This is a genomic window from Mycobacterium sp. (assembly GCF_035506235.1).
Taxonomy (GTDB): domain Bacteria; phylum Actinomycetota; class Actinomycetes; order Mycobacteriales; family Mycobacteriaceae; genus Mycobacterium.
In genome coordinates, this window is record NZ_DATJPU010000137.1 from 24582 (window position 1) to 45975 (window position 21394).

Genomic DNA, 21394 nt, shown 5'->3' on the forward strand with positions numbered 1-21394 from the left:
ATCGACGACCGTTCGGCCAATAGCGTTTTCACCTGACCAAGGGAGAAGAAGATGTCCACACCCATGAACCGGCACGGCATCGTCGTCGGAGTCGACGGATCGCCGGCTTCCAGCGCCGCCGTCTGCTGGGCGGCCCGCGATGCGGCGATGCGGAACGTGCCGCTGACCCTGGTCCACATGTACAGCAGCTACGTGCCGACTTTCCCCCAGATACCGATTCCGGCCGGGGTCACGGTATGGCAGGAACAGGACGGCCGGCAGGCGCTCGAGCAGGCGGTCAAGGTCGCCGAGGACGCCGTCCCGGGGGAGCAGCGGCTTGCCATCAGCAGCGAGCTGAAGTGTTCCCCGCCGGTGGCGACGCTGGTGGAGCTGTCCGAAGAGGCCGAGATGGTCGTCGTCGGCAGCAACGGACGCGGAGCGGTGGGCCGGCTGCTGCTGGGTTCGGTCAGCACCGGCGTGGTCCAGCATGCCAAGTGCCCCGTGGCGGTCGTTCGGGACGAGGATCCGCTGATGCCGCATCCGCAGCAAGCCCCCGTGCTGGTGGGGATAGACGGATCGCCCGCCTCCGAGCTTGCGACGGCGATCGCCTTCGACGAGGCATCCCGCCGCGGGGTCGAGCTGGAGGCGTTGCACGCGTGGAGCGACGTCCAGGTGCTCGAACTCCCCGGATTCGATTGGGCCGCGGTGAAGGACGAAGCCGAGCGCAGCCTGGCCGAACGCCTGGCCGGCTGGCAGGAACGCTATCCCGACGTCACGGTGCACCGGCTCCTCGTCTGCGATCGGCCGGCCCGCCAGCTGATCGAAAAATCGGAGTCCGCGCAGTTGGTCGTCGTCGGCAGCCACGGCAGGGGCGGCATCGCACGGACGCTGCTGGGTTCGGTCAGCAACGCCGTCGTGCACTCGGTCCGGATGCCGGTCATCGTGGCGCGGCCGTCATAGGACTTGGCACGGACGTCCCCGGCGACGGACGCTGGGACGGTGACCGAGACTGCCAAGACTTCCGGGCCGCACGGCCCCTATGTCCCCTATGCGGACGTGCACGAAACCCACACGGGCGTGGTCGTGCTGGCCGGCGACCGGGCCTTCAAGGCGAAAAAGCCGGTCCTGACCGACTTTCTGGACTTTCGCACGCAGGAGCAGCGCGAGCGCGCGTGCCGGCGGGAGGTCGAGTTGAACAGCCGGCTGTCGCCCGACAGCTATCTCGGGCTCGCCTACCTCAGCGACCCGGCCGGAGGGCCGGCCGAACCGGTCGTGGTCATGCGTCGCTATCGCGACGAGGATCGGCTGGCGTCCATCGTCAGGCACGGACCCGGCGAGTCCGTTCGCGGCTTGCTCGATGCCGTCGCCGCCGTGTTGGCGCGGTTTCACCGGGGCGCCGAGCGGGGCCCGGTGATCAGCGCCGAGGGCGACCCAGGCGCGATCGACCGACGCTGGCGGGACAACCTGGCCGAACTCGACCGCTACGCGGGCACGCTGCCGCCCGAGTCACTGGCGCGAGTGCGGCGCCTTGCCGCCGAATTCGTCGCAGGCCGTGGGCCCCTGTTCGGGCGGCGCATCGAGGAAGGGCTCATCGTCGACGGTCACGGTGATCTGCTCGCCGACGACATCTTCTGCGTGGATGGCCAACCCGCGCTGCTGGACTGCCTGGAGTTCGACGACAAACTGCGCTACGTCGACTGCGTCGACGACGCCGCCTTCCTCGCGATGGATCTTCAGTTCTTGGGCCGCAAAGACCTCGGGGAGCATTTCCTCGAGCGCTACGCCGCGCATTCGGCGCGGGCCGTGCCGCCGGCGCTCGCGCATTTCTACATCGCCTACCGCGCCGGCGTCCGGGCGAAGGTCGACTGCGTGCGGCTGTCACAGGGCAAGCCGGAGGCCGCGCGGGACGCCGAGCGCCACCTCGCCATCGCCGTCGAGCACCTCGAAACCGGTCGCGTGCGCCTGGCGCTCGTCGGCGGCAACCCGGGCACCGGCAAGTCCACCGTTGCCGGGGTGCTCGCCGAACAGACTGGGGCGCAGGTGATTTCAACCGACGACGTGCGGCGGGAATTGCGGGATTCGCGCGCGATCACCGGGGACGCCGGCGTGCTGAATGAGGGGCTGTACAGCCCGGACAACGTCGCGACCGTCTACGAGGCCGCCCTGAACCGGGCGCGCCCGCTGCTGGGCAACGGGCAATCGGTGATCCTCGACGGCACGTGGCGGGATCCGCAGATGCGCGCCCGGGCCCGTCGCCTCGCCACCGAAACGCACTCGGCGACGGTGGAACTGCGGTGCGCGGCCGCGACCGACGCGGCGGCCGCCCGGATCACCTCCAGGCCACCCGGCAACTCCGAGGTGACCCCCGAGATCGCCGCGGTGTTGGCCGCCCAGCAAGCCGGGTGGGACACCGCGCACCGGATTGACACTTCGGGGCCCCCCGGGGACTCGGCGCGACAGGCCCTCGCCCTCTGGTGCTCCTGCTAGGAGCCGAACGCCCCGGTCGTTCGGGACCAACGGCCCTGTCAGCGCAACCGATGAAATCCCTAATGTCGGGCTCACAGACCAAATGGGGTGGTTGACATGCTGGTGAAGGTGCCGGACTCCGAGGTCATCCGGGACGCGGTCATGTTGGCCAGCCGGGCGCCTTCGCTGCACAACAGCCAGCCCTGGCGGTGGGTGGTCGAGGGCGCCCGGCTGCAGCTGTGGGCCGACCCCCGCCGGCTGATGCCCGCGACCGACCGCACGGGCCGGGAACTGATCCTGAGTTGCGGCGCAGTGCTTGACCACCTCAGGGTCGCCATGGCCGCTGCCGGGTGGAACTCCTCGACCACCCGCCTGCCCGATCCGTCCGAACCGGACCTGCTGGCCACCCTCGAGTTCCGGCCGACCGAGGTCGTGACGGAGGCGCAGCGGCAACGCGCCGCCGCGATCCGCCGTCGGCGCACCGATCGGTTGCCGTTCGCCGCCCCCTCCGCGTGGGCGTCCTTGCAGTCGGCGCTGCGCCGCGCGGTTATGCCCTATGAGGTGTTGCTCGACGTGGTGGCCGACGACGCCCGGCCAATCTTGGCCGAGGCATCCCACCTGACCGAGCAGCTGCGTCGTTACGACACGTCCTACGTGTCCGAGTTGCGCTGGTGGACATCGCCATTCGAGTCGGACGCCACCCATGTGCCCGACAGCGCGCTCGTGTCCGGCCCGGAAGCCGCCGCGGTGGACGTCGCCCGCGCCTTTCCCCCGGCGGGCGTGGAACCGCACCGCTCCAGAGTCGACCACGACCACTCCAAGATCCTCGTGCTGTCCACGCTCCGCGACGATGCTCGGCTGGACGTCCTGCGCTGCGGTGAGGCGCTGTCGGCGGTGTTGCTCGAGTGCACCGTCGCGGGCATGGCCACCTGCACCTTGACCCACATGACCGAAATGGCCATGAGCCGCGACACCATCAGGCAGCTCACCGGGACCGCCGGAACGCCGCAGCTGCTGATCCGGGTCGGCGCATCGACGCTGAACGGTCACGTCGAATCCACCGCCCGGCGCCTGGTGACCGAGGTTCTCGAGTTTCGCAGATGACGGGCGGCCCGCAAAGATCAGGGAGGTGGTGCCGATGACTCGGCATTGGCTGGTGATGGAGACCGACGGGGAGGGTACACCCGCTCCGTTCGTCGCGCGGCTGGCCGGCGCCGGTCGGCACCTGCCCGAGACCCGGCTCACGACAGACGAATTGATGGCGAGCACCCGTCACCGCACCCACATCGATCTGGAACGGTTGACCGGGATCCGCGAGCGCCGCATCTCCGCGGGCGACGAGGATTCCTTCAGCCTGGCCACCTCGGCGGCGCTGAACTGTCTGGCCATCGCGCAGCAGGACCCGGCGGCGCTCGACGTGGTGATCAGCTGCAGCATCACGAAATTCCGCGGCGGGCTCACCCAATGGCTGGAGCCGACGATGAGCAGCGCGGTGGCCCACGCGATCGGGGCGCGGCAGGCGATGACGTTCGACGTGTCCAACGCCTGCGCCGGAATGCTCACCGGGGTAACCATTCTGAACAACTGGATCCGGCAGGGGATCGTCGAGCGGGGGCTGGTCGTGAGCGGCGAGTACATCTCGCAGCTGAGCAACAACGCGGCCCGCCACATCCGCAACATCATGAGCAAGGAACTCGCCTGCCTCACCCTCGGTGACGCCGGCGCGGCGCTGCTGCTCGAGCGTGCGCCCGCCGGCTCGGCGGGGATCAGCCTCGCCGGCTTCACCACGGTGGCCGACTACAGCAGGCTCTGCCTGGCCTATCCGGAGGGCCACGATCCGGGCGCACGGATGTTCACCAATTCCCGTGCCATCCAGAAGGCCGCGATCGCCAACACGCCGCTGCTGTTGAGCGAAGTGCTTGACGCCATGGACATTTCGATCCACGACATCGACCACGTGATCACTCACCAGACCTCGGCGCGTGCCATCCGCAAGGGAATGGCCCGCATGTCGGAGGCGTTCGGCGACAGCCCGCGGCACGATGCCGTGATCACCGTCGACCGCTATGGCAACACGGCGTCCACGACCCACACCGTGGCCCTGGTCGAGGAGCTGGAGGCCGGGCGCATCGAGCCCGGAGAAACGGTCGCGCTGCTCGCGCTGGCCTCGGGATTGGAGATCGGCGTGGTCTTGCTGACCCTGGATGAGGATTTGGTGAACCGCTATGGGCACCGTCATTGATCGAGTCGACCTCGCGCACCCGCGCCTACGGGGCCGGCACAGTGCGCTGCACCTCGCGGTGACCGCCGCGAAGGACTGCCTGCAGCGGGCCGGATGCGACCCCGACGAACTGGATCTGGTTGTCAATGCCGGGATCTACCGCGACCGCAACCTGGGAGAGCCGGCGCTGGCCGCGCTGATCCAGGACGACATCGGGGCCAACCCCGAGGATCCGCACGCCGGCGGGCACGGCACCTTTTCCTTCGACATCGCCAACGGCGCCTGCGGAGTGCTGACCGCATTGCACATCGTCGACGGGTTCTTGCGGACGCGCAGCGTGCATCGCGCCCTGGTGGTGGCCAGCGACGCCGATCCGGGTCACGGGATGAGCGAGCACTTCCCGTTTTCGGCTGCCGGTGCGGCGGTGCTGTGCCGATGGACCGACGACGACTATGGCCTGAGCCGGGTGTCCTGGGTGAACACCGACGAGCCCGAGGCATTCTCCGCCACAGTGGGTTTCGCCGACGCCCGCAACGTGTTGCGATTCAATCAGTCAGAAGCCATGGACGAGCGATTCGCCGCGGCCGCCGCCGCGGCGGCGCGGGCCTGCCTGGATGCCCAGTCGGTGGGGTTGGCGGACGTCGACCTGATCGTCGCCGCCCCGGCCCGGCCCGGGTATCGCGCCGCGCTCAGCGACGCGCTCGGGGTGCCTGTCGAAAAGGTTTGCGTCGCAGACGATCAGCGCATGCACACCGCCGCGCTGCCGGCGGCGTTCGAGCCGGCGGCCGACCGGGTGCCGGCGGGCGCGCGGGTGCTGCTGGTCGCCGCAGGTGCAGGCGTCACCGCCGGTGCCGCACTATATCGCCAGCCGCCTTCGATAGCCGCATCATAAATGCTACGAACGTCACGCCAGCGTGACGTTCGATCTCCAGCGTCACGCCAGCGTGAGGCTCGGCCTAGAGACCGAGCGCGCTCATCATTGCAGCGGCGCCGCCTGGCGCTCCAGCTCGAGAATCTGTCGGGTGGTCTTCACCACCACGTCGGGGTTCAGGCTGATCGAGTCGATGCCGGTGCGGACCAGGAACTCGGCCATGTCCGGGTAATCCGAAGGCGCCTGCCCGCACAGCCCCGAGTGAATCCCGTTGCGGCGGCAGCCTTCCACGGCCAACCGAATCATCTCCTTGACGCCATCGTCGCGTTCGTCGTAGTCGAAGGCCACGATCTCGCTGTCGCGGTCGACACCCAGGGTCAGCTGGGTCAGGTCATTGGAGCCGATCGAGAAGCCGTCGAAGCGTTGGGCGAACTGATCGAGGAGGACCACGTTGTTCGGGATCTCGCACATCGCATAGACCTCGAGCCCGTTTTCCCCGCGCCGCAGGCCCAGGTCGGCCATCGTCTGCAGCACCAGGTCCGCCTCGGCCACCCGGCGCACGAACGGAAGCATGATGACGACGTTGGTCAGGCCCATCTCCTCGCGGACCCGCCTCATCGCGCGGCACTCCAGCGCGAAACCCTCGGCATAGGCCGGATGGGCGTAGCGCGAGGCGCCGCGGAAGCCGATCATCGGGTTGCTTTCCGTTGGCTCGAAGGCCCCGCCCCCGACCAGGCTGGCGTATTCGTTGGTCTTGAAGTCCGACATCCGGACCACCACGGGCTTGGGCCAGAAGGCGGCCGCGATGGTGCCGATCCCCTCGGAGAGGCGCTCCACGAAGAAGGCGCCCCCGTCGGGGTAGCCGCGGGTGAGCCGTTCGATCTCCCGGAGCGCCTCGGCGTCGCCGACCTTCTCGGGGTGCAGCAGGGCCATCGGGTGGACCTTGATGTATTCGCTGACGATGAATTCCATCCGGGCCAGTCCCACACCGTCATTCGGCAGGAACGACGTCTTGAAGGCGAGATCGGGGTTGCCGAGGTTGACCATGATCTGGGTGCGGGGCCGCTGCAGGCCGGCCACCTCGGTGCGATCGACGTGGAAGCCCACCTCGCCGCGGTACACCCGCCCGGTGTCGCCCTCGACGCACGACACTGTGACGACCTCGCCATCGGGGATGCTCGTGGTGGCATCGCCGGCGCCGACCACGGCCGGGATGCCCAGTTCGCGCGCGATGATCGCCGCGTGGCAGGTCCGCCCGCCCCGGTTGGTGACGATCGCGGCGGCGGTCTTCATGACGGGTTCCCAGTCGGGCGTCGTGGTGTCGGCGACCAGCACCTGGCCGGGCCGGAAGTCCGACAGGTGATCGGGGTTGTCGATCCGTTTGGCCACGCCCGAGGCGATCTTTTCGCCGACCGACCGGCCCTCGGTGAGCACCTCTTTTCCTTGCGGCCCATTGCCCTGAAGTACGTAGGTCTCCACCGTCGTGAGGCTGCGCTGGGAGGCCGCCGTTTCGGGGCGGGCCTGGACGATGTAGAGCCGCCCGTCCAGACCGTCCTTGGCCCACTCGATGTCCATCGGCCGGCCGTAGTGCCGCTCAATGGTGCACGCATAACCGGCCAACTCCAGGACGTCCTCGTCGGTGATGCAGAAACGGGCCCGGTCGGCCTTGGGCGTCGGGATGTTGCGCGTCGTTTCCTTCGTCCCGCCCTCGACGAAGACCATCTTCACCGCCTTGTCGCCGACCAGACGGCGCAACACGGCGCGGTGACCGGCCAGGTAAGTCGGCTTGTGGACATAGAACTCGTCGGGGTCGACGGCGCCCTGCACCACGTTCTCGCCGAGGCCGTAGGCGCCCGTCACGAAAACGACGTCGCTGAACCCTGATTCGGTGTCGATGGTGAATATCACGCCCGACGACGCGAGGTCGGAGCGCACCATCTTCATCACCCCGATCGACAGCGAGACCTTGAAATGGTCGAAGCCCTGGTCGATGCGATAGTGGATGGCCCGATCGGTGAACAGGCTGGCGAAACACCGGCGGCACGCGTCCAGCAGGCTCTCGGCGCCCCTGATGTTGAGGAAGGTTTCCTGCTGGCCGGCGAAGCTGGCCGTCGGCAGGTCCTCGGCGGTCGCCGAGCTTCGCACCGCGAGGCTGACCTCCTCGCCGTACTCGGCCTGAAGCATGCGGTACGCGGCCACGATCTCGGCGGCCAGGTCATCGGGAAGCCCTGCGCCGTAGACGATCTCACGGGCGCGTTTGCCCCTGTGCGCCAACCCGCTGACGTCGTCGGGGTCGAGGCCGTCGAGTTCGGCGTGCAGGGCGTCCCAGGCGTCGGCCCTGTCCAGCATGTGCCGGTACGCCTGCGCGGTGGTCGCGAACCCGTGCGGGACGCGGATGCCCTGCCCGGACAGCTTCTGGTACATCTCGCCGAGCGAGGCGTTCTTGCCGCCGACCACCGGCACGTCGTCGATGCCGATTTCTTCGAAGAACCGAATGTAGTTGAACGCGCTCATGAACCTCACGATATGGCCCGCCGACCCCGCTGCGCTGCCGTCATTAGGCCCCGAAAGGTGAGGACTTCTGGCTCTGACCGCGCGGGCGCGCGGGGGCGGAAAGTAGCGAGATGGAGCAATTGACCGCGCTCGATGCGACCTTCCTCGAAGTCGAAGACTCCGATCCGCACGTGAGCCTGGCGGTCGGCGGCGTGTCGATCATGGAGGGGCCCGCGCCCGACTACGACGAGTTCGTCTCCGCCTTCGCCGAACGCGCGCCGACCATTCCGCGGTGCAGGCAGGTGTTGCGGACCCATCCGCTGGACCTCGGCGCACCCGAATGGGTGGACGACCCGCATTTCGACATCACGCATCACCTGCACCGCCTGGCGCTGCCGCATCCCGGTGGCGACGCCGAACTGTTCGAGGCGATCGCGACCGTCATGGAGCGACGGCTCGACCGCGAGCGCCCGCTGTGGGAGTGCTACGTCATCGAGGGCCTCAGCGGTGAGCGGTGGGCCGTGCTGACCAAGCTTCACCACTGCATCGCCGACGGCATCGCGACCGCGCAGCTTTTGGCGAGGTTCAGTGACGACGGGGATGAGCGCGGCGAAACCAACACTTTTGCCACCGACATCCGCGCCGCCAACGAGCCGGACGGTTCCGGGCCGGGCCTGCCCAGGCTCGGCCTCAACCCGTTGGGCTGGGTCAGCGAGATCGCGCGCAGCGCGCTCGCCGCGGCGGCCGCCGCCGAACACGTCGCGATCGGTGCGGCCGAACTCACCGCGAGCATGTTCAGCCCCCCGCCGGCATCGTCGCTGAACGGGCCCATGACGACGATGCGACGCTTCAGTGCGGCCCGGGTCCGGCTGGCCGACCTGCAGCGGGTCGCCCGGGCATTCGGCGTGACCCTCAACGACGTGGCGCTGGCGGCCATCACGGACAGTTACCGCAAGATGCTGCTCGAGCGCGGGGAACGGCCCACCCGCAACTCGCTGCGCACGCTGGTTCCGGTTTCGGTTCGCCCGACGACCCACTTCGGCATGACCGACAACCAGGTCTCGGCGATGCTGCCGTTGCTGCCGGTCGATGAGGCCGACCCCGTGGAGCAGTTGCGGCTGGTGCACCGCCGGCTCACCCGGGCCAAAGCCAGCGGTCAGAGCGAGGGGGGCAGCGCGCTGGTCTCGGCGGCCCGCAACATCCCGTTCGCCTTGACCGCGTGGGCGATTCGCCTGCTGGCGCGGCTGCCGCAACGGGCGGTGGTCGCGCTGGCGACCAACGTTCCCGGTCCGCGCAAGCCGCAGACACTGATGGGCCGGCCCGTGCTGGAAATCCTGCCGGTGCCTCCGATCGCGCTCCAGGTGCGCACCGGCATCGCGATGCTCAGCTACGCCGACACGTTCGTGTTCGGCATCACCGCCGACTACGACGCCGCGCCGGACATCGAGGCGCTCGCCGACGGAATCGAGAACGGAGTCGCACAGTTGGTGAAGGCGACCCGCCGGCACAAGCAAGCGGGGACCGCTCGCAAATCGGTCACCCGTTGACCGGTTGATCGGCGGAACACCGGATGCGCCGATGCGCGGTCAGCAGTAGGTGGTCGAACTCCGATTGTGAGTTGAGGGCCAGGCCGGCGCCCCGGAAGTCCTCGACGATCTGCTCGGCCAACAGGCGCAACTTGACGTTTGTCTCCTGCGACAACCATTTCAGCAGGCTGAACGCGGCGTTGTCGTTGATGTTGTAGATCAGCATCAGCATGCCCTTGGCCTGCTCGATGCCGGCGCGGTTCTCGCTGATCTCGGCGAGCCGCGCGGTGACGAGTTCCTCCTGCGCCCGCTCGGCGACGGGGGAGACGTCGATGTAGAACCCGTGGGTTCCGGCCACCTCGCCCTGCTCGTCGAAGAGCTGGTCACCGACGACGACGATGTCGCGCACCTCGCCGAAGGTGTCGATGATCCGGTGCCGCGTGCTGAACGCCTGGTGCGTGTTGAGAATCTGATCGATCGTGGCCGCGACCTGTCCGCGGTCATCGGGGTGTTTATGCGCGAGCACCAGATCGGTGGTCGGGGTGACGCTGCCGGGCTGGTAGCCGTGGATGCGCTGCACCTCCTCGGACCATTCCCACCGCTGGTCGGCGAAGTAGAACCGGAACCACCCCACCCGTTGCGGCTCGCCGCCGGCCAAAGCCAGTGCGACACGGGGCGTTTGGCCGTTCAGATGCCAATTCATCTCGGAGCTTGCCTCCTCGGGGTCGACGCCTCGGCGCGGGCCGCGGGGCGGCGCCGGAAACGCCGCCCCGCCCGCGGATCGATCAGGCGTCTATCACCTCCCTCTTTGCGGCGTTGTCGTTGATGGCCGTGTGGCCTCGAGATCCATCGCCGCGGCCGACCGAAATCTTGCGCGGTTTGGCCCTCTCGGCGACCGGGATGCGAAGCCTCAGCACGCCTTCGGCGTAGGAGGCCTCGATCTTGTCGGTGTCGAGGTTTTCGCCGAGCACGAGCTGGCGGCTGAACACCCCGCGCGGCCGCTCGGTGGCCAGCATCTCGCGGTCGGGGTCGACGGCCGGCCGTTCGGCGCGGACGGTCACCACGTTGCGCTCGATGTCGATGTCCAGCGAGTCGGCGTCGATGCCCGGCAGGTCGAACTCGACGACGAACTGCTCGCCCTCGCGCCAGGCATCCATCGGCATCACGGCCGGCCGGGCGGCCGTGCCCAGCACTTGCTGTGCGAAGCGGTCCAGGTCACGGAAGGGGTCGGTGCGCATCAGCATGGCGGTCACCTCTCACTCCAATCTGCTGTTGTGAAGTGGCTATTACCTGTGTCCAATGACATAGATTTGATATAACACCATCGACAGCTCGTCGCAAGTGTGATAAACAGATTTTCTGTGCGAGTTCGCTTGGGGGATACCCGATGACCGAAAACGCTGGTGACACCGGGGCGCCGGCGCCCGGCCGGGGGGTGTACGGAATCTCCGTGGCCGCCGAACTTTCCGGCATCCCGGTGCAGTCGCTGCGGCTCTACGAACGCTACGGGCTGTTGACGCCGGCCCGCAGCGACGGCGGAACGCGGCGCTACAGCGCCGACGACCTGGCCCGGCTCCAGCGCATCAGCGCGCTGGTTGACGCTGGGGTGAACCTGGCCGGCATCGCGCGCATCCTGAGCCTGGAAGACGACAACGCCGCGCTGTCGGCGGCCAACTCCGATCTGCGCTCCACCAACCGCGGCCTGCGGGGCGCGGCACAAAACGAGGGAGCCAAGAAGGGGGCCGACGGCTAGCCGGTCTTCGGCAGCGGTATGCAACCGGTGATCATGAGTTAGCCCGGCGCCACCAAGGCGGCGTAGGATGCCACCGTAACTCGTTGAGCCGCGACGATTTCCATGTTGGGGTGCGCTCGGCGCGAGGCGAAACCCTTTCGCTTTCGCCTCGCCGGGTTCGTCGTGCGGTCCGGGTTGGCTTCGTTATGCTTTGCACTTCGTTGGATGGCCCATAGACTTCGTTTTGTGCGTCGACACGTGGGAACAGTCGTCGCCACCATGACACGTGGCGACTGGGCCAAGTGACGGCATGTGATGGGAGAGTATGCGCTTCAGAAGCCCGCGAGGTGGTGATGCTGTGCGGCAGGACAACGACACGGTTGCGGCCCAGCTGGCGGGGCTGATCGTCGACCTCGATCGCCATGGAACCGAAACGAGCGTGGGTCTGCACGAACTCGTTGACAGCGGCGCTCGGCACGTGGCGGGCTGCCAGTACGCGGGGATCACGCTGGCCTACAAGACCAGGGCCGTTACCAACGTCGTCGCGACGCATCGCTATCCGATGGTGCTGGACGCGATCCAGAACCGGTACGGCGAAGGGCCGTGCCTGTCGGCCGTGTGGCAGCACCACGTGATGCGTGTCGAGGATCTCAACATCGATCAACGCTGGCCGAACTATCAGCGGCACGCGCTCGAGCAGACCCCCATCCGCTCGATCCTGTCGTACGAATTGTTCGCCGACAGCAGCAACATGGCCGCGCTCAACTTCTATGCCGAGCATCCGCACGCCTTCACCGACGAGTCACTTGAACTTGGCGGCGTTTTCGCCACCCATGTCGCCCTGGCGTGGTCGATGATGCGCCGCCAGGACCAATTCCGCAGCGCACTGGCGTCACGGGACCTGATCGGCCAGGCCAAGGGTGTCATCATGGAGCGCTTCAACCTGGATGCCGTCGAAGCGTTCGAACTGCTCTCCCGGCTCTCGCAGAAATCGAATACCAAGCTGATCGAGATCGCCAGGTCACTGATCGACAGCGAGCATCCGCTCAAGCCCCGCCATCGGGCCGAACGCGGCGCGTAAACCCGGCCGCACCGCCCCTCCCGCGCCGTTTCGGCCTGCGCGACGCGGGTATGTGCCAGGCACATGAAAGCTGTCACGTGGCAGGGCAAGCGCGACGTTCGCGTGGAATCGGTGCCCGACCCGAAGATCGAACGTCCGACCGACGCCATCATCGAGGTCACCTCGACCAACATCTGCGGGTCCGACCTGCACCTCTACGAAGTCCTCGGCGCCTTCATGAAGCCCGGGGACATCCTGGGCCACGAACCCATGGGGATCGTGCGCGAGGTCGGCCCCGAAACGGGTGACCTGCGCGTCGGCGACCGGGTCGTCATCCCGTTCCAGATCTCCTGCGGCCGTTGTTACATGTGCGAGAAGCGGCTCTACACCCAATGCGAGACCACCCAGGTGCGCGACCAGGGCATGGGCGCGGCCCTGTTCGGCTATTCGGAGCTGTACGGCGAAGTCCCCGGCGGCCAAGCCGAACTGCTGCGCGTCCCGCAGGCGCAGTTCACGCACATCAAAGTCCCCGGGGGACCACCGGATTCGCGCTTCGTCTACCTCTCCGACGTGCTGCCCACCGCCTGGCAGGCGGTGGCCTACGCCGACATCCCGGACGGCGGGTCGGTGACCATACTGGGCCTGGGGCCCATCGGGGACATGGCCGCGCGCATCGCCGATCATCTCGGCTACCGGGTGATCGCCGTCGACCTGGTGCCCGAACGCCTGGCCCGGGCCGCCGAGCGCGGCATCCACACCATCGACCTGGGACGGCTCGACCCGTCGCTCGGTGACGCGATCCGCGACCTGACCGACGGCCGGGGCACCGACTCGGTGATCGACGCGGTGGGCATGGAGGCGCACGGTTCGCCCGCCGCCCGGCTGGCTCAGCAGGCCAGCGGCATGTTGCCGGACTTCTTGGGCAAGCGGGTCATGCAGACCGCCGGTGTGGACAGGCTCAGCGCCCTGTATTCCGCCATCGACATCGTGCGGCGCGGCGGCACCATCTCGCTGATCGGCGTCTACGGCGGGATGGCCGACCCGCTGCCGATGCTCACCCTCTTCGACAAGCAGGCGACCCTGCGGATGGGGCAGGCCAACGTGAAGCGCTGGGTCGACGACATCATGCCGCTGCTCACCGACGACGACCCGCTCGGCGTCGACACGTTCGCCACGCACGTGTTGCCCCTCGAGCAGGCCCCGCACGCCTACGAGATCTTCCAGAAAAAGGCGGACGGCGCCGTGAAGGTCATGCTCAAGCCGTGAATTCCTGAGTCCGCGCGGGCATTTCGAACGCGCGGTTTGACCCGCCCCGCGCTCGGGTATCAAATGCGCCATGACCAGCCCAGAAACCCTCGCCCCCACGCCCACCGGGGAGGTGTGGCCCGGCAGGGCCTACCCGCTGGGCGCGACGTATGACGGCGCCGGCGCCAACTTCGCGGTGTTCAGCGAGGTGGCCGAGCGAGTCGAGCTGTGCCTGTTCGACGCCGAGGGGGTGGAGAGCCGGATCACCCTGCCCGAGGTCGACGGGTTCGTCTGGCACGCCTACATCCCCCGCCTCGAACCCGGCCAGCGCTACGGCTACCGCGTGCACGGCCCCTACGAGCCGGAGAACGGCCTGCGGTGCAACCCGAACAAGCTGCTGGTGGACCCGTATTCGAAGGCCATCGACGGCACCTTCGAGTGGAACCAGTCGCTGTTCGGCTACAACTTCGGCGACCCCGACAGCCGTAACGACGACGACTCGGCGGACAGCATGCCCAAGTCGGTGGTCATCAGCCCCTACTTCGACTGGGGCAACGACCGCCCGCCGGACCACCAGTACGCCGACACGGTGATCTACGAGGCACACGTCAAGGGCCTGACCCAGACCCACCCGGACATCCCCGAGCAGCTGCGCGGCACCTACTCCGCCGTGGCGCACCCCGTGATCATCGAGCACCTCAAGAGCATCGGGGTCACCGCCATCGAGCTGATGCCGGTGCATCACTTCGCCAACGACTCGACCCTCGTCGACAAGGGGCTCTCGAATTACTGGGGCTACAACACGATCGGATTCTTCGCACCGGACTTCAAGTACTCCAGCGCCGTCTCCCCGGGGGGACAGGTGCAGGAATTCAAGGCGATGGTGCGCACCCTGCACGAGGCCGGCATCGAGGTGATCCTCGACGTGGTCTACAACCACACGGCCGAGGGCAACCACATGGGCCCGACGTTGTCGATGCGCGGCATCGACAACGCCGCCTACTACCGGCTGGTCGACGACGACAAGCGCTACTACATGGACTACACCGGCACGGGCAACAGCCTCAACGTGGGGCACCCGCACGCGCTGCAGCTGATCATGGACTCGCTGCGCTACTGGGTGCTCGAAATGCACGTCGACGGCTTCCGCTTCGACCTGGCCGCCACGCTGGCCCGCGAGTTCTACGACGTCGACCGCCTGGCGACGTTTTTCGAACTGGTGCAACAGGATCCGACGATCAGCCAGGTCAAGCTCATCGCCGAGCCGTGGGACGTCGGGCCGGGCGGCTACCAGGTCGGCAACTTCCCGCCGCAGTGGACCGAATGGAACGGCAAGTACCGCGACACCGTCCGCGACTTCTGGCGCGGCGAGCCCGCCACGCTCGACGAGTTCGCCTACCGAATCTCGGGATCGGCCGACCTCTACGAGCACACCGCGCGCCGGCCGGTGGCCTCGATCAACTTCGTCACCGCCCACGACGGGTTCACGCTGCGCGACCTGGTGTCCTACAACGAGAAGCACAACGAGGCCAACGGCGAGGACAACAACGACGGCGAAAGCCACAACCGGTCGTGGAACTGCGGGGCCGAGGGGCCGACCGACGACCCCCAGGTCAAAGAGCTGCGCGCCCGCCAGCAGCGCAACTTCCTGACCACACTGCTGCTGTCCCAGGGCGTGCCGATGATCTGCCACGGCGACGAACTCGGCCGCACCCAGAACGGCAACAACAACGGCTACTGCCAGGACAACGAGCTCACCTGGATCGACTGGGCCGCCGCCGACGCCGGCCTGCTCGAGTTCACCCGCAGGGTGTCGGCGCTGCGGGCCGAGCATCCGGTGTTCCGCAGGCGCCGGTTCTTTTCCGGCAAGCCGCTGGGCCGCCGCGGCCAGGACGGGCTGCCGGATATCGCCTGGTTCACCCCCGAGGGCGCCGAGATGACCGAGGAGGACTGGGGGGCGGGATTCGCGAAATCGGTCACGGTGTTCCTCAACGGTCACGGCATCCCTGACCGCGACGCGCGGGGCCAGCGGGTGCTCGACGACTCGTTCCTGCTGTGTTTCAACGCCCATCACGAGCCGATCGAATTCACCTTGCCGCCAAAGGAATTCGGTGCCTCCTGGCAGCTGGTGATCTTCACCGGACCGGACGAGGAGACCCCCGCGGAGGAGGTGCCCGGGGGAGGCGCGCTCACCGTGGACGCCCACAGCGCCGTGGTCTTGCAGGCCCCCGACGGCGGCTGACGCGAGTCGGGCAATCGTCGGAGAACCCCGGTCCGGCGGCATCGGTGACCTTCCGCACCGAGGTTGATGACCTTTTGCCCGAGACACCGGCTACCTATCCCCGCACACTGTCGGTTGCGCCGCCGCCGGGGGCGGAAGGGGCAGCCGATGGAAACGCCGAGCCCTGAGGCGTGCCTGAACGATGTCGCCTGGTGCCGACGGATCGCCTTGCTGGTGGGGTTCACCCTCGCCGCCGCGGCATGGGTGGGGTGGGTGACCGGTGTCGACCGGCTGACCCGGATCGATCCGAGCTGGCCTCAGATGATGCCGTGGACTGCGTTGTGGCTGGCGGCGCTCGGTGTGGCGGTCTTAGCACAGTCGGGCCACCCTTCGCGAGGCCGCGTCCGGGGAGGGCGCGGGTTAGCCCTGGTGGTCGGTGCCCTCGCCGGCATAACCCTCGTGGAGTACGCGACGGGTGGGTCGTCGTCGGGCCTGGACCAAGTGTGGTTCGGCGACGCGGTGCGCGCGTCGCAACAGACGTGGCCGGGGCGTCCGAGTCCGCAGACGGCAACGTCGGTCCTGCTCCTGGCAGCCGCCGCGGCACTGATTCGAGTGGATCGGTGGACTCGCGTGGTGTGGCCCGCGTGCATGGCGGCCGGCGTGGCCATTCCGTTTCTCACGGTCGGGGCCTACTTGTTCAACGCATTGGCGCTGGTGGGCTACTCGCCGTCGACGGGCCAGGCACTCATGACGGCCTGCGCGCTGTTGCTGCTCGCCGCCGCGACGTCGCTGGCGCGCCCCGACCGGTTCCCGGTCGCTTGGCTGCTCGCCCGACCCGATCGGAAGTCATTGCTGAGGTTGGTGGCCATCCTCGCCGGTTTTCCTGTCGTCGTCGCGCTGTCGCGGCCGGTCTTCCTCGAGCTCGGGCTAGGCGAGCACGCGGAGTGGACCTTTTCGGTACTGCTGGGTGCCCTCGTCGTCGGGGCGGTCACGTTCTACTTCAGCCAGCGCGAGCAGCAACTGCTGATAGCGAAGGAACTTGTCAGCAAGGAACGGGCGGACGCCGAAACGCGCTATCGCATCCTCGCCGAGAACGCGGTCGACATCATCGTGCACCTCCGCGGCGACGAGGTCGCCTGGGTCTCGCCGTCCGTCGAGGCCGCGTTGGGCCGGTCGCCGCAAGGCTGGACCGGCTGGGAGTCCAATCGCCACATCCATCCGCGGGACCGCGAGACGGTCATCGCCGCGTTACGCAGGGTCGCCGCCGGCGAATCGGTGCTGCAACGGTTCAGGATTCGCTCCGCCGACGGCGAGTACCACTGGGCCGAGGGCCACGGAAAACCGTACGTCGACGCCGACGGCAACACCGACGGTCTCATCGCCGCTGTCCGCATGGTCGACGATCAGGTGAAGGCCGAGCAGCGACTGGAACGGTTGGCCCGGTTCGACACCCTGACCGGCTTGGTGAACCGGGCCGAGGCCATCGTCCGGCTCGAGTCCGCGCTGGAGCAAACCCAGCCCGCCGGAACGTACGTCGGCGTTTTGTTCTGCGACGTGGACCATTTCAAGGACATCAACGACACGTGGGGACACGGCATCGGGGACTTCGTGCTCGCAACCCTGGCGGCGCGGATTCGGGGGAGCGTTCGGCGAGGAGATACCGTCGGCCGGACGGGGGGTGACGAGATTCTCGTCCTGTTGGCTGGACTCCGCAGCATCGCCGAGCTGGGCCAGATCGCGGAGAAGATTCGCTGTCGCGCCGCCGAACCCATCCACGTAACCGGCAAGACGTTCTCCGCGACCCTGAGCATCGGCGCCACGCTTGCCCTTCCCGGCGACTCCGTCGACACGATCACGGCCCGGGCGGACGCGGCCATGTACCAGGCCAAGTTGGGGGACCGGAACACCGTCGTCCGGAATTAGTCAACCGAGCTACCGCCCTGCAGCGCATGATATCCGGTAGGTTCTTGCCGACGGCAGCTCGTTACAGGAGAGGGCGGATATGTCAAGGACAGTCGTGGTCGGCGCCTCGAGCGGGCTCGGGCGGTGCATCGGTGTCGGTCTGGCGCAGCGCGGCGATCAGGTCGCGCTGCTGGCCCGGCGCCGCGAGCGCATCGAGAACGCGGCGAAGGAGGCCGGGCCGGGTGCGGTCGCCATCGAATGCGACGTGACCGACGAGGCGTCCTGCCGATCGGCGATCGGCGGCGCCGCCGACGCGCTCGGTGGCATCGACAACCTCGTCTACACGCCGGCGGTCGGGCCGCTTGTCCGCATGGTCGACACCGACGCCGAGACGTGGCGGCGGATCTTCGACACCAACGTGATCGGCGCGGCGCTGGTGACCGCGGCGGCGGTCCCGCACCTGACGGCCGCCGCCGGCAAGGCGGTCTACCTGTCCTCCGACGCGGGCACGTTCGGGCCGCCCTGGCCGGGCCTCGGGGCGTACGGCGTCAGCAAGGCGGCCCTGGAGCGGCTCGTGGAGGCGTGGCGGGCCGAGCACCCCGACATCGGCTTCACCACCCTCATCGTGGGCGAGTGCGCGGGCGGCGAGGGCGACAGCCAAACGGGCATGAACGTCGGCTGGGACATGGACCTGGCCATGAAGGCCGTCCCGCTGTGGGCGTCCCGCGGCTGCATGCCCGGCAAGCTGATGCCCGTCGAGGACCTCGTCGACGTGGTCCACACGATCCTGCGCACCAGTGCGGCGACGTCGATGCCGGTGGTGGTGGCCCGGGGCGCACCCGCCAGCCCGGCGGCGTTCGCGGATTCTGCGCAGTCGTAGCGGGTCGGCGCCGTCACTCTCAGCGCAGCCCCACCCGCTCCCGGACCAGGTCGGTCAGGAAGCGCCCGGCCGAGGCGGGCCGGAAGGCGCGGGCCGCGTCGGTGAGCGCGTCGCGGGACTCCGGGGGCAGCTCGATGTCGGCGGCGGCGACGTTGAACTCGAGCTGTTCGACGCTGGACGCGCCGGGAATCGCGACGACGCCGGGCAGGCTGATCAGCCAGGCCAGCGCCACCTGGGCCGGCTTGGCGCCGACCGTGGTCGCGACGTCGCGCAGCGTCTGCAGCAGCGGCTCGATGCGGCGCAGGTTCTCGGTACCGAACAGCGGGTTCACCGCGCGCACGCCGCCGGGCCGGTTGTCCGGGCCGTACTTGCCGCCCAGCAGCCCCTGCGCGAGCGGGCTGTAGGCGATCACGATGCGGTTCTCGCGCTCGGCGAAGGGCACCAGGTCCTCAAGCGCGCCGGCGTGGGCGAGCGAGAAATGCACCTGGTTGCTGATCACCGGCCGCCCGAGCGCCGCGTCGGCCTTCTGCCATCGCGCCAGCGAGTAGTTCGAGACGCCGGCCGCGCCGATCTTGCCCTCGTCGAGCAGGTCGCGCATCCCGGGCATGATCACCGAGTCGGGAAACACCGGGTTGGGCTGATGGACCTGGTAGAGCGGGATGCGGTCGACGCCCAGCCGCCGCGCGCTGGCGCGCTCGCGCTGCTTGACCACCGCGGGGAACGGCGCCAACGGCATGATCTTGCTGGCGATCGCGACGTCGGCGCGCTCGTCGCCGAGCGCCTCGCCGAGAATCCGCTCGCTCTTGCCCAGGCCGTACACCTCGGCGGTATCGAACAGCGTGACTCCGAGGGCGCGGGCGCGGTGCACGATGTCGCGCGCGGCGCCGGAGGCGTAGCCCTCCCCGTACCCCCACTCGCGCGACCCGAACTGCCAGGTGCCCAGGCCGATTCGGCTGACCCTTCCGACGCCGTCGACGTCCAGATATTTCATGGGGCCCACCCTACTGACCCCTCAGCCGGGAATCTTGTTGAGCACGAAGTTGGCGATGCTCACGGCCGTGTCCCGGGGGCGGTCCGCGTCGGTGGTGCCGCTGTAGGACACGTACAGGTCGACGACGACGTTGGCCTTGGCCGCGATCGCGCGGGCGGAGCGCACCTGCAGCCCCTTGGGGGTCAGGCCCAACGTGGTGATGCCGTTGCCCGCATCGGCGGGGGCGCTCAACGCGAACGGGATCGCGCCGGCCTCCGGAATCGTCACGCTCACGGTCGTGCCACCGCATTGGCGCCAGCCGTCCTGCAGCCTCTGCAGTTGCGACTGGGCCGCCGCCGCGTCGCGAAACGCCGCTGCGGCCTCGATCACCTGAACCGACTTGAGCAGGCTGCGCGTGTCGGCGAATTCCGCCGCGTGGTAACCGAAAAGGGCGTCCACGGCGTAGGCGTCCGGGGTCCCCGGGGCGATGGCGCCCCAGCACTCCGGACGGTCGATGGTTCCCTCCCGGTCGGACCGGGACGGGTGGTCCCAGGTCTGGCCGGCCTCGAGGTTCTGGTCATCGGTCATGGTTTTCAGGTCGTCGACGCCGGGTAACAGCGTGGTCATGGCGCCCGGCGCGACCGTGGGACCCACCGGCGCCGCGGCGGTGGTGCCCGGTGCCGCGGTCCGGCCCGGGGCGGACCGAAACGCGGCCAGGGCCGCCCACCCGACCAGAGCGACGACGGCGAGCGTGACGAACGCATACGACAGCGCCACCCCCGCCAGCGCGCGGTCTCGGCCGGGCTCACCCGTGCGTCGGATCCGCGCGAGCGCCAAGTGTCCGAGGATCGCGCCGACGGGCGGGGACAGGAACGCGAACACCAGCGACTGCGTCGCCAGCGCGTTGACCGGCCGGCGGTGCGGCGGTGGCGGCGGTGGCGTAACGACCGGGGGCGGCACGACCGGCGGCTCCGCCGGCGGCACGCGGCCGAGCGGATCGTAACTGAACGGGCCGTACCCGAGAGGATCCTGAGGATTCACGCGGCGGCATCCTCCTTAGCCTGCGATCCTGCCGCGAATGTAGCCGTTCGGCGCGCAACTGCCAACAGAACCGAACGGCAGTTCATACAAGTCGACGTTTGAGGAATTCAGCACCGGGTACGCGCGCGTTGTGGGTTTTGTCGTCGGGTCGTGGCCGGAAAATTGGCACCGCAGCCGGCTGTTTCGGGTGCTGTCCCTCGGCGGCTACGTCGCCTTCGACTTGCCCAGGGTCGTAACGGCTTTGGGCGCCGCCCTGCTCGCCGGCATCGCCGCGACGCACGCCGGCCTGGTGTACTCGATGGCCGCCCAGGACGCGCTGCCCGGGGCCTTCGTGGTGTACGCCGTCGCGGTGATCGCCGCTTGCCTGCTCGCCGCCGCCTGCATGGGATTCGGCCGCAATCCCCCTGTGGCACAGGCGGGTTGGTATTTCGGCAGCCTGCTTTCAGTGGTCGTTCTCGGCGTTGACGTCGCCACGCGGATCACCAGCCTGCCCGGCCTGACCGCCGTCACCGGACGATGGGACGTCGCGCCGGCGACCTTCGCGCTCGCCTTCGCGGGCGCCTTCATCGCACTGCACGCCTCGGTGCTGCTGGGCATCAATGTCGCCTATCCGCGCCGGCAGCGGTGGGAGGACTGAGCGGGCGGCGCAGATGACCGAGATCGTGCTCGACTACCCGGCGTGGCTGCGCATCGACCACTGGCTCAACGTCCTTTTTCTGACGTTGTTGCTGCGCAGCGGCATCGAGATCCTGTCCACCCACCCCAAGCTGTACTGGCGCGAGGACAG

General features: G+C 68.6%; 18 protein-coding genes. 13 read left to right on the forward strand and 5 right to left on the reverse strand.

Annotated elements, in window-relative coordinates; genetic code table 11:
- Window positions 1-51: 51 nt before the first annotated feature.
- The 5 genes from VMD50_RS12335 (at window position 52) to VMD50_RS12355 (ending at window position 5558) form a co-directional block, all read left to right on the forward strand.
- Window positions 52-939 (forward strand): universal stress protein, encoded by an 888-nt coding sequence (locus VMD50_RS12335; RefSeq protein ID WP_325428032.1) that lies wholly within the window; start codon window positions 52-54, stop codon window positions 937-939.
- Window positions 940-978: 39 nt separating this feature from the next.
- On the forward strand, window positions 979-2466 hold the full coding sequence (locus VMD50_RS12340; protein ID WP_325428033.1) for a bifunctional aminoglycoside phosphotransferase/ATP-binding protein: 1488 nt from the start codon (window positions 979-981) through the stop codon (window positions 2464-2466).
- Between the two features lie 96 nt (window positions 2467-2562).
- Window positions 2563-3549, forward strand: coding sequence for an Acg family FMN-binding oxidoreductase (locus tag VMD50_RS12345; RefSeq protein WP_325428034.1), 987 nt, complete (start codon window positions 2563-2565; stop codon window positions 3547-3549).
- 34 nt (window positions 3550-3583) lie between these two features.
- On the forward strand, window positions 3584-4687 hold the full coding sequence (locus VMD50_RS12350) for a 3-oxoacyl-ACP synthase III family protein (protein WP_325428035.1): 1104 nt from the start codon (window positions 3584-3586) through the stop codon (window positions 4685-4687).
- A complete protein-coding gene (locus VMD50_RS12355; protein WP_325428036.1) occupies window positions 4671-5558 on the forward strand; it encodes a 3-oxoacyl-[acyl-carrier-protein] synthase III C-terminal domain-containing protein in 888 nt (295 codons plus the stop codon). Before VMD50_RS12350 ends, VMD50_RS12355 begins: the two co-directional genes overlap by 17 nt.
- Window positions 5559-5642: 84 nt before the next feature.
- On the opposite strand, the gene ppsA is transcribed toward VMD50_RS12355, so the two are convergent.
- Window positions 5643-8051 carry a phosphoenolpyruvate synthase gene (gene ppsA / locus VMD50_RS12360; RefSeq protein ID WP_325428037.1) on the reverse strand — a complete coding sequence of 803 codons (2409 nt, stop codon included), beginning with the start codon at window positions 8049-8051 and terminating at the stop codon, window positions 5643-5645.
- A 110-nt stretch (window positions 8052-8161) separates the two neighbouring features.
- Between ppsA and VMD50_RS12365 the strand changes: the two genes are divergently transcribed.
- The gene (locus VMD50_RS12365) at window positions 8162-9577 is read left to right on the forward strand and encodes a WS/DGAT/MGAT family O-acyltransferase (RefSeq protein ID WP_325428038.1); all 1416 of its coding nucleotides are present in this window, start codon (window positions 8162-8164) and stop codon (window positions 9575-9577) included.
- Here the strand turns inward: VMD50_RS12365 and VMD50_RS12370 are convergent.
- On the reverse strand, window positions 9567-10259 hold the full coding sequence (locus VMD50_RS12370) for a PAS and ANTAR domain-containing protein (protein ID WP_325428039.1): 693 nt from the start codon (window positions 10257-10259) through the stop codon (window positions 9567-9569). The two genes, VMD50_RS12365 and VMD50_RS12370, sit on opposite strands and share 11 nt — an antisense overlap.
- An 82-nt stretch (window positions 10260-10341) precedes the next feature.
- Entirely contained in the window at window positions 10342-10800 is a 459-nt protein-coding gene (locus tag VMD50_RS12375; protein WP_325428053.1) for an Hsp20/alpha crystallin family protein, read from the reverse strand.
- Window positions 10801-10943: 143 nt separating this feature from the next.
- Here VMD50_RS12375 and VMD50_RS12380 point away from each other — a divergent pair, with 143 nt between their 5' ends.
- From VMD50_RS12380 to VMD50_RS12405, 6 genes are all read left to right on the forward strand, one after another.
- On the forward strand, window positions 10944-11309 hold the full coding sequence (locus VMD50_RS12380; RefSeq protein WP_325428040.1) for a MerR family transcriptional regulator: 366 nt from the start codon (window positions 10944-10946) through the stop codon (window positions 11307-11309).
- 337 nt (window positions 11310-11646) lie between these two features.
- Entirely contained in the window at window positions 11647-12369 is a 723-nt protein-coding gene (locus VMD50_RS12385) for a GAF and ANTAR domain-containing protein (protein ID WP_325428041.1), read from the forward strand.
- Between the two features lie 63 nt (window positions 12370-12432).
- Window positions 12433-13614 carry a zinc-dependent alcohol dehydrogenase gene (locus tag VMD50_RS12390; protein WP_325428042.1) on the forward strand — a complete coding sequence of 394 codons (1182 nt, stop codon included), beginning with the start codon at window positions 12433-12435 and terminating at the stop codon, window positions 13612-13614.
- Window positions 13615-13684: 70 nt separating this feature from the next.
- Entirely contained in the window at window positions 13685-15835 is a 2151-nt protein-coding gene (gene glgX, locus VMD50_RS12395) for a glycogen debranching protein GlgX (RefSeq protein ID WP_325428043.1), read from the forward strand.
- 147 nt (window positions 15836-15982) lie between these two features.
- Window positions 15983-17737, forward strand: coding sequence for a sensor domain-containing diguanylate cyclase (locus VMD50_RS12400; protein ID WP_325428044.1), 1755 nt, complete (start codon window positions 15983-15985; stop codon window positions 17735-17737).
- Window positions 17738-17816: 79 nt separating this feature from the next.
- Window positions 17817-18596 (forward strand): SDR family oxidoreductase, encoded by a 780-nt coding sequence (locus VMD50_RS12405; RefSeq protein WP_325428045.1) that lies wholly within the window; start codon window positions 17817-17819, stop codon window positions 18594-18596.
- A gap of 19 nt (window positions 18597-18615) precedes the next feature.
- On the opposite strand, the gene VMD50_RS12410 is transcribed toward VMD50_RS12405, so the two are convergent.
- The gene (locus VMD50_RS12410) at window positions 18616-19587 is read right to left on the reverse strand and encodes an aldo/keto reductase (protein WP_325428046.1); all 972 of its coding nucleotides are present in this window, start codon (window positions 19585-19587) and stop codon (window positions 18616-18618) included.
- 21 nt (window positions 19588-19608) lie between these two features.
- Window positions 19609-20607 carry a sensor domain-containing protein gene (locus VMD50_RS12415; RefSeq protein WP_325428047.1) on the reverse strand — a complete coding sequence of 333 codons (999 nt, stop codon included), beginning with the start codon at window positions 20605-20607 and terminating at the stop codon, window positions 19609-19611.
- Window positions 20608-20737: 130 nt separating this feature from the next.
- On the opposite strand from VMD50_RS12415, the gene VMD50_RS12420 reads away from it, so the two are divergent.
- On the forward strand, window positions 20738-21244 hold the full coding sequence (locus VMD50_RS12420) for an oxidoreductase (protein ID WP_325428048.1): 507 nt from the start codon (window positions 20738-20740) through the stop codon (window positions 21242-21244).
- Window positions 21245-21394 lie beyond the last annotated feature (150 nt).